The following is an 8,619-nucleotide window of genomic DNA, read 5'->3' on the forward strand; positions in this document are numbered from 1 at the left end:
GTCTGAACGGGCTGTGTTGATATTATTCGACCTGGTTGCGGGAGTAGGATTTGAACCTACGACCTTCAGGTTATGAGATAGCTTACGCTCACTTGCACCAACTACGCCGAAAAACGCTGATTTACCCTATCTTATTGGAATCATTGTTTTATTATTGACGACCGGCACGCCCAGTTCCTACCTCTTACGCCATGAACCGCTTCCAGTTGCTTCCACAATGCTTCCACGGGGCGATGACAGAGAAAGGATGAGGGATGCCCAAACTTACCAAACGCGCAATAGAAGCCTTACCGGTTGAGGCGAAAGACTACTTTGTCTGGGACAGCCAGATTGCCGGGTTTGGTGTCCGCGTGATGCCCTCCGGGGCCAAGACCTATCAGGCACAATATCGTAAAGGCGGAAGGACACGGCGCGTTTCCATCGGTCGGCATGGCAAAATCACCGTCGATGAAGCACGGAAGCTGGCAAAAGAACTGATGGGCCAAGTGGCAAAGGGTGAGAACCCAGCCGAAGAGATAGCCCAGCATCGCCGCGCACCCACGGTCGCGGCCCTGTGTGAGCGGTTCTTTGACACCCACGTCAAGGAACGCTGCAAGCCGTCCACCCAAGGGGAATACCGCAGGGCAATTGACCTGTTCATCGTTCCAGCCATTGGCAGCTTTAAAGTGGTAGATGTGGAGCGAAAAGACATTGCTGAACTGCACCACAAATTTCGGGACAAACCCTATCAAGCAAACCGGACGTTGGGTGTATTGTCCAAGATGTTCAATCTGGCGGAAATCTGGGGCTTGCGGCCTGACGGATCAAACCCCTGTCGCCATGTCCCAAAATACCGCGAAGAGAAACGGGAGCGGTTTCTGAGCCAAAACGAGTTGCTGCAGCTCGGGCAGGTTTTAGCTGACGCGGAACGCGATGGATCGGAGTCGCCCTTTGTTGTCGCCGCCTTCCGGTTGCTGATCCTGACCGGTTGTCGCCTTGGTGAAATCCAGACCTTGCAGTGGTCCTTCATCACAGACGCTGGAATGGAGCTTCCAGACACCAAGACGGGCGCGCGGCGCATTCCCCTGCCTCAAGCGGCCCGGGCGGTTCTGAGCGCCCTACCACGGCTTCCTGACAACCCTTATGTCATCGCCGGGGCTGTCTCCAGTCACTACGCCACCGACCTGCAAAAGCCATGGCGTCGTATACGTAAGCGGGCCGGTCTGAATGATGTTCGTATTCATGACCTGCGCCATACCTACGCATCAAATGCCGTATCGTCGGGGATGCCCATTCAAATGGTCGGTCGGCTGCTGGGTCACAGTCAGATTCAGACCACTATGCGATATGCACATTTGGCCGATGATCCGGTTCGGCGCGCGGCGGAAGAAAACGCAGCGCGGCTCAATTCATTTGTTGGGGCGCAAGAACCCAACCAAGGGTTGCGCCTAGTTAGGTAATGCGTTCAGCGCGACCACCCCCTTAGACGTATACATAGGCGAGCTACATTACGTAGGGCGTCTACGTATACGATACGTTACATGGAAGTTTTCTCACTACCCGGGGTATACGCGGGGCCGGGTATACTCCGGGTAGGGAAATTGGGGCCCCATTCGATGACTGGATTGACCGCTCTAGAGCCCTTACCTGCCGTCGCCGAGTAATCTGGTAACTGCGGGGGCATTAGGCTGCTTACAGCCCAAAGCAGGCCTTCAAAACCGGGCTTTACAATACTAGCGATGCGGACAGAGCTGCCGTTGAATAACCGCTTCACGTCAACTTGCTTCGGGAATACCAAACTCATTCTGGGCGATCGAGCCGGGCGAAAAGTCTTCTCTGGCCCTGTCAGGCAAAACGCCCATTCGAACGAAGAAAATGTACATTAGCTTCGGGTACGGTAGCCACGCTGGGTGTTAATATTTCGGAACTCTGTTTGCACTCGCGCCCATCCGTGGAGATGCTTTTCACAATCCACGCGCAGCTCTCGGTCTTCGCGCACTCTCGGATCTTCCGTGATAACGTAGTACTCGAGACCTTCAGAGCCCCATTCCTTTGCAAGATCGACAATTATGCCTTGCCGAGCGGCCTCTTTCTCATTGTGCGCCCCATTGCGGTGTTTATCTGCCCACCTCATATGAGAGCGGTTACGTCCACGCATCGAGTTGCCCGTTTCGCCAATGCGAATGGATCGGGTCGGCCAGTGAACCTCGGCGTAAATACCGCCGTGCGTCGGCATGTTCGCCACGTTACCTTCACCTTCAATGAAGACCAGATTGAATTGAACAGCTCTGTAGATCATTAGACAGGTAACGTATCAACGAACGCTGGGTTTCTGCAACTGCATGATCCCACCAACTGTTCTTGACGACGAAGACCTGTACGGTTTTGGAAATCAGAAGCGCCGCCGAACAGTTGCCTTGCGTTACAGCCGCCCTTCATTCATCGCGCAGCATCAGCCAATAAGGCCACGGTGTCGCCGTTCGCTGCTTTTCGTATCAGCCACTGAAGGCAGCCCGAAGCGGACCTTTGTTCTGAACGTTCAATTACAGAATTACTGGGAAATTTTTAGAATAGAACCAACATCCGTTTTTGAACTGCAACCGTTCAAACCTCGTATTCTCCGATGACTGCTGAAGATTTTTCTACTGGCCATCTGGGAGGAGGTGGTCCAGCCTCACCAGACCAAATAATAGCATGGCCCTCAATCGATTTTGAGACGTCTTCAATTCTCAGACGATACCCCTTAGCGGATACCGACGTTATCGTTGCTCGTATCACATTAGCAGCATTCAAAGACCGCTCCACAAGGGGGGGATGCAGCGCGACGTTCAGTCTTTTCATCGGATCTCTCACAGACGGATACACGATCCCGATTAGACCATCATCTGCAATGTTCAAACGTTCAGTTTTTGGCATTTGCGTTGTCAGTAACTTGGCCATAAACGCTGTGATTTTATACTTGTGAGAGAAGTCATCTGCGATCCTCTCAGTGAATTTTTTCCGTAAATAATTAACTAGAAATCTTTCTTTTGTTGAGATCACCACGTTCGGGGGGGATAACTGAGGAACCATCGTGTGGTTCACTGGAATCTTCCCATTGCAACGCCACTCGCACAAGTAAATTTCTTGCCCTTCTTTGACTCTAGCTTCCATTAAGGCAGTACGTGGTTCGTCCGACCCATAGAACATTGGTTTTTGAGGAGCGTTGCAACGCTGATATCCTTTGACACATTCTACTGGTGGAGATCTTAGATCAGCAATTGTTTCGATCTTCTTGGAAGCGTCAGTTCGAACTCTGAACAGGCTTTGATCGATGTTCATACCAATGGTTCTGGTTGGAAGACCTTGATGAAGAATTCCTAACCCGGTCAAAGAGATATACGCATCATCCCGCCCCAAATCCAATTGGTCCAGTTTTTTTACGATTTGACGCATTTCGCGGACGGCCAAAGCTTTGATCGGTGGCGGACCCAAAGATTCTTCAATCCACATTCCATATTTGTTCTGATGCATTTCATCTTCCTCGACGCAACAGGGATTTCATGGAACTCTTTTCACCCAAACAAATCAATTGCCATTTGTTTTCGGGAGCAAATGTATCTGCCTAGAAGGGTATCTGGCTTTGGCTTCCACTAGCACAATTTTGTGTGGGGGATATTCTCAACACTTTGCAAAGTCCGCTTCCTGCGCATTGCTGCCATCTGTCGTGCTCGATGTTGCAAGCGCGGCGAAGGGCCGCTTGGTGGCCAGTTTTTCCTACAAAAACCGCTTGCTCAGTTCTGAAGCTCGTCTTACCCGGGGTATACCCGGTTGAGCGTTATGTTCCGGGTAGGTAAACGTCAGAAACTCTAAGGCGCGCAAGTGACAGATTACGTCGAACTCTGGAAACGATCCCACTGGTTATCAAACTCTGCAAAGGCCTACGCGACCCACTTTTTCAAAAAAGAATGGCAGGCCGCCATTGAACACCGAGGCGAACAACCATGGATGAAAATTTTTGAAGAGTCAGCGAACGAGGCAAGAGCCGCCGGAAAAACTGGGTGGGATATCGCCGAGCAATGGTTGGTCGAATTTGCCGAAAAAAATACACCTCAAGCAGACCTGTTGAAGCGCGCGGAACAGCAGATAATAGGCCACCTGTTGGATGGAACTTATCGTGGCTATGGCTTTGATCGCCCGCGAACTTTGGACACGGAACCAGTTCGCATTCCTGCTGAATGCTGGAAGGGCGTCGTTTCTTGGGCTGGCAGCGAAGTTTCCTACCAATCTTTGACGTTTCGCCAAGTGCGGGTTCGTATGATGCAGGAGCATCGCGATCCCATTTTGACAAAACCATATGAAACACCCGTCGCGAAAGTCGGGCGACCCACCGTAGCCCCTGCCATCGAAGCGGCCTTTCAAGCATTGAACAGGATTGGCGAAATCGACCTTTCAGCATCGCAGATGTCTCACTATCCAAAGATCAAAAAATGGCTGGAGATAAACAGCCCTGACCTTCCAGTACCTGCGAACAAGATCAGCTCCGAAACCATTCGAAGAATTATATCACCTCTTTTCAGAGAGTTAAAAGAAACCAAAAAACAATAAATTCTGGTGGGATTTATTGGTATTTTTTGTGGTTGGCGGTAGGTCCAAGTCTAGAGCATCAGCAACTCAAACTGGAGTAAACAGATGCTCACGAACGAACCCGCAAACGACAACAACCAACCCGCAACGGACTATCTTGACGGCTTTATTGACGAAAGCAAAGCTGCCGATTTCTTGTGCCAAAGCGTGCGCACCATCCAGAAATGGCGCGTGACGGGGTTTGGTCCGAAATTCTACAAGTCGGGTCGCTCCGTGCGCTATCGTCGCCGTGAGCTATTGGAATGGGCCGAGGCGCGCCGCTACGGCAACACCATCAGTTACACCGCAGCCTGAGTTTTGCCCGCACAGGGTTGGCAGCGCTGTGTGGGATTTTGGGGCCGGACTGGCTCTGTAGGGGCGCGGGCGAAACGGTCCCGCGCCCCTTTCCTCAAACATCAACAGAAAGACACTGAACCATGGCAAACCAGCCTGCACAGAAATTCAAGATTGGTCTGATCACTGCAACCATCTGGGACAATGACGGCTTCTACTCGGTCGAAATGTCCCGCGCCTACAAGACCGATGCTGGCGAGTGGCGCAATTCGAACAGCTTCCATCATTCGGACCTGTTGAATATCTCCAAATGTGCGGAGCGCGCCGAAATCTGGATTGGCCGTCAAACCAATGCCAGGTGATTGCAGCGCCGGAGCGGCTTCGCTCCGGCCCCAAAACAAATGCTGCCCCGCCGGAGGCACCAAGGGGGCGTAAGCCCCCGCACTCTTTTCTTCACATCGCCAAATCTCCCAGCGGCAGGGTATGCCGCGACAGAGGGGGGTCTTGTAACACCCCCCTCCACGAATACGAAAGCGAAGGCCAGCGCAAATGGAAGCAACGATCCTGCATTCAGGCTTCGATGGGCTGAAGTTTACCATTCAGGCTGAAATTCCCGAGGACTTTCGTGAAGAACTGGAATCCGCCAAACAACATGCCAAAGAGAGCTATGGTGATTGTGTCCTCAGATTTGGTTCTGTGTCGCTTAACGTGACCAGCAAAGGCGCACGCGGTTTCACCGCCCATACAGGCGACCACGGGGCCGTATGGCTGTTCCAAGACCCGGAGGACCGCATTCCAAACAATCCCGGTATCACCGTCGACTTCCGGGCTTTTGGGCTTGCCACGGGTGGCCTTGAAGGGGCTGAGCAACACTTTCGCGATTGTATGGAAGCTTTCGGGGTCAAGTACGTAGAAACGCAATTGAGGGTCGCTCGGGCTGACTTCGCCGTAGACTTTCTGGCCCCTTGGTTTGAACCCGACCGCGAAGCCTTGGTAGTTCCGCCCGGCACCAAGGTCACCGAATATACCGGCGTTGATGAGACCGCGATTGTGTCTAGCGGCGCGCGCGTTGTCGGCTTGCGCGCCGGAGCCGTCGCAAACCGGCAATTGGCTATCTACGATAAGCGCGCCGAAGTGATCCAGCAAAACAAGATGGGCTGGCTGACGATTTGGAATGCCGCACTTAAAGCCGTTGGCAAACCGCCCCTTGATCTGGCCGACCGGAACTCAAGTCAAGTTTGGCGCTTTGAAATGCGGCTTGGCTCCAAGCAACTTCGCAACCGTTTCGAGATGCGGAACTGGCAGGATGTAAGCAACATCGTCGGAGACGCTTTCACAGACGCGTTGGGCCGCATTCGTTACTGCATGCCCACCGAAGACTCAAACCGCGCTCGGTGGCCTACACACGAGCTTTGGCGGCAGTTTGAAGCCGTAGTTGGCAATGACCTACTGCAAAACTGTGCGGGCGTTCAGCCAAGCGAAGTGATCCAAGCCAACCGCGCGGCAAAGATGCGGGAACTGGATGCGCAGCTTGCAGGACTGTTCGTCACCCGAGCTGCGATTTCAGACGTTTCTGCGGAAAGTTTTGGAGAGTTTTTGGAAAGTCATTCTGATGTGTTGGTTCGGCTAATTGAAGAAAGTACTATGCCACTCCCAGAACGGCTAGCCAAGACGCGCGGGAAGTATCGGTTGTCCTGAACTAAGGCCACTAAGTCACCGTTCGCTACACTCGCATCCCAGTTGTTCACCAGCGGGCGTTTTTGCGTGACAGCTTGTCAGTCTTCGTAAGGCCAGCCGGTGAGCGACAATGAACCTCGAAGTTTTTTAAGATAGTGTCCGGTCGCCCAATCTGATGCATCACTAGGCGACCAGTTTGTAAAAGGATTGCCGGATGTTTCGACACCTTCGTCAGGTCGCAGTCGATGTTTCGTAACAACCTTTTCACGTAGTTCATCAAGTTCCCAATGCAAAGTAGTATCTTTGGTGCCAAATGTGACGGGCTTTTCACTGAGAAATGTGACTGACGGGATGTTGGCGGCAACTAGTGAGAGCCCCTCCAGTTCACCCATATTGATGCTTGGAATAAACCCTCCGGGAACGGGTTCTGGTTTATCAATACGGCAACGGCGCATACTGGCACCAACAAACTTCGAATTGACGCAATCAAAGTAGTTTAATACCGAGTCACTAAAACTTGCTCCCGAAAAATCAGAAAACCGCAAAGATGCGAATTCAAATCGGCATTCAGCGAATATCGCGCCACGAAATGACCCATTTGCCAAATTTACACCACGAAAGTCACACCGTCGCAGATCAAGACGGTACTTTCGTGAAGCCTCGATAGAGATTTGTTCCTCGCTCCGTCGCTTGATTACATCTAGTGCAACTTGAACATCAGTTCGTGGTGTAAAAGGTCCGTCTTCGTCGTACTTTGGTTCTAACAACGGCGTTGTGGTGTTTTCACGCACATAGGCACAAAGAATTTCCATGACCCGAACATGATCATGGCCGTTGTCAAAACGAGTGCTATCCTGTGCGATACGCTCCAAGGATAAAATAGCACCAATCCGAACCTCGATATTGGGCGCAGTCTCTCTAAACACTTGCCAGGAGCCTTCGACTCCAACAGCCTCACTTTTCTCAATATTTACACCATCTCCTTGCCACTCGATAACTGTCCTTTCTTCTGGCCATGTCGACACAGATTGATCATATCCTTCTACAACTTCATCGGCCTCATGGTTCCAAGATTGGCTCCACTCTCTCGGCGACAGTTTCGTACGTGGCTTCTCGGAATACTCCACGGCGATTTTTTCACTGCAAGTGAATCGCTCTGCCACACCGGTCCAAATCGTCACTGGACGACCAATTTTCTCAACGGCTTTGTCCGCCCCAAGTTGTTCGACTGCTTTGTTTATCCGGTCAGTTATGTGACCTTCCTTTTGGTAGCGAACGGTTTGGTGCTTCAGAAACGTTGACCAGATCAGAAAAGGTGAACCGAGCAGCGCAGCAACCAATGCACCAGCGCCAAGGTTGGCCCCTTCTTTCACATTTGTAACGCCGAGCCAGATAGTATGATATGTCACGGCAAATGCGGCGACTAGTGCTGCAAAGACTAACAAAGGAACAGCAATCGTCAGCACTGCGCCTATAAGACGTCCAATCGGAAGTGCTGTCTGCCAATTGGGTGTACTTGTTATCCCCAACCAACCCAAAAATCCGTCTCGTTTATGGTCGTTTGCCATTTGCTCTTTCAATTCTATTGTAACTCACAACCCTTGCGGGAAAATTCTTTGGGATCAATGGTGATTTGAAGAAGCGAGGATCATTCATCGTGTATCGTGGATTTTGATCCTCGGTTAATCAGTTGTGTGTATCCAACTCTTGGAAGTGTCGTGCTGATTGGAATTTGCGATTTGATTGGCTTAACTGCCAAGTCTTAGGCTGGTCCCAACGTGCGGCAGGTGCAATATCCAAAGCGCGACCAACGGCAGTTAAGGGCTCGTCGCGGCTTTACGGGGACTTGTGCATATATCCTCTGTTGCGCGTTCACCACAGGGTAACTTCGCCCCGTTTGCTTCCACAGTGCTTCCAGCGGCGATGGCGCAAAGCAAAAAGCCCCGCGTTTTGCGAGGCTAAGTGCTTGATATCCGACCGAGAAGTTTGGTTGCGGGAGTAGGATTTGAACCTACGACCTTCAGGTTATGAGCCTGACGAGCTACCGGGCTGCTCCATCCCGCG

The 8,619-nt window shown here is 51.8% G+C and carries 8 protein-coding genes and 1 tRNA gene; 5 read left to right on the plus strand and 4 right to left on the minus strand.

The genetic code is table 11. The annotated features are described in order from the left end of the window. Positions 1 to 254: 254 nt before the first annotated feature. Positions 255 to 1,439: a tyrosine-type recombinase/integrase gene (locus AC2FHX_RS20845; protein ID WP_496703689.1), complete on the plus strand. Its 1,185-nt coding sequence runs from the start codon at positions 255 to 257 to the stop codon at positions 1,437 to 1,439. Positions 1,440 to 1,861: 422 nt separating this feature from the next. On the opposite strand, the gene AC2FHX_RS20850 is transcribed toward AC2FHX_RS20845, so the two are convergent. Both AC2FHX_RS20850 and AC2FHX_RS20855 read right to left on the minus strand, forming a co-directional pair. Next, a complete protein-coding gene (locus AC2FHX_RS20850) occupies positions 1,862 to 2,278 on the minus strand; it encodes a hypothetical protein (protein WP_496703687.1) in 417 nt (138 codons plus the stop codon). Between the two features lie 305 nt (positions 2,279 to 2,583). Beyond that, positions 2,584 to 3,492, minus strand: a complete 909-nt coding sequence (locus tag AC2FHX_RS20855; RefSeq protein WP_496729729.1) for an RES domain-containing protein — start codon at positions 3,490 to 3,492, stop codon at positions 2,584 to 2,586. Between the two features lie 348 nt (positions 3,493 to 3,840). On the opposite strand from AC2FHX_RS20855, the gene AC2FHX_RS20860 reads away from it, so the two are divergent. The 4 genes from AC2FHX_RS20860 (at position 3,841) to AC2FHX_RS20875 (ending at position 6,576) form a co-directional block, all read left to right on the plus strand. Beyond that, positions 3,841 to 4,566, plus strand: a complete 726-nt coding sequence (locus AC2FHX_RS20860; RefSeq protein WP_496703685.1) for a hypothetical protein — start codon at positions 3,841 to 3,843, stop codon at positions 4,564 to 4,566. Between the two features lie 84 nt (positions 4,567 to 4,650). Continuing rightward, the gene (locus AC2FHX_RS20865) at positions 4,651 to 4,899 is read left to right on the plus strand and encodes a helix-turn-helix transcriptional regulator (RefSeq protein ID WP_496703683.1); all 249 of its coding nucleotides are present in this window, start codon (positions 4,651 to 4,653) and stop codon (positions 4,897 to 4,899) included. A gap of 122 nt (positions 4,900 to 5,021) precedes the next feature. Beyond that, a complete protein-coding gene (locus tag AC2FHX_RS20870; protein WP_496703681.1) occupies positions 5,022 to 5,240 on the plus strand; it encodes a hypothetical protein in 219 nt (72 codons plus the stop codon). A 187-nt stretch (positions 5,241 to 5,427) separates the two neighbouring features. Further along, positions 5,428 to 6,576: a hypothetical protein gene (locus AC2FHX_RS20875; protein ID WP_496703679.1), complete on the plus strand. Its 1,149-nt coding sequence runs from the start codon at positions 5,428 to 5,430 to the stop codon at positions 6,574 to 6,576. 77 nt (positions 6,577 to 6,653) lie between these two features. Here AC2FHX_RS20875 and AC2FHX_RS20880 read toward each other — a convergent pair whose 3' ends face one another. After that, positions 6,654 to 8,123, minus strand: a complete 1,470-nt coding sequence (locus AC2FHX_RS20880) for a pentapeptide repeat-containing protein (RefSeq protein WP_496703677.1) — start codon at positions 8,121 to 8,123, stop codon at positions 6,654 to 6,656. A gap of 419 nt (positions 8,124 to 8,542) precedes the next feature. Further along, a tRNA-Met gene (locus tag AC2FHX_RS20885) sits at positions 8,543 to 8,619 on the minus strand.

It is taken from the genome of Ruegeria sp. CDSC042 (genome assembly GCF_059610745.1).

What these genes read in the sequence shown, in the direction of transcription:
- AC2FHX_RS20865 (WP_496703683.1), top strand. Translation starts at nt 4,651, where the DNA reads ATGCTCACGAACGAACCCGCAAACGACAACAACCAACCCGCAACGGAC.
- AC2FHX_RS20875 (WP_496703679.1), top strand. Translation starts at nt 5,428, where the DNA reads ATGGAAGCAACGATCCTGCATTCAGGCTTCGATGGGCTGAAGTTTACC.
- AC2FHX_RS20845 (WP_496703689.1), top strand. Translation starts at nt 255, where the DNA reads ATGCCCAAACTTACCAAACGCGCAATAGAAGCCTTACCGGTTGAGGCG.
- AC2FHX_RS20880 (WP_496703677.1), bottom strand. Translation starts at nt 8,123, where the DNA reads ATGGCAAACGACCATAAACGAGACGGATTTTTGGGTTGGTTGGGGATA.
- AC2FHX_RS20855 (WP_496729729.1), bottom strand. Translation starts at nt 3,492, where the DNA reads ATGCATCAGAACAAATATGGAATGTGGATTGAAGAATCTTTGGGTCCG.
- AC2FHX_RS20850 (WP_496703687.1), bottom strand. Translation starts at nt 2,278, where the DNA reads ATGATCTACAGAGCTGTTCAATTCAATCTGGTCTTCATTGAAGGTGAA.
- AC2FHX_RS20870 (WP_496703681.1), top strand. Translation starts at nt 5,022, where the DNA reads ATGGCAAACCAGCCTGCACAGAAATTCAAGATTGGTCTGATCACTGCA.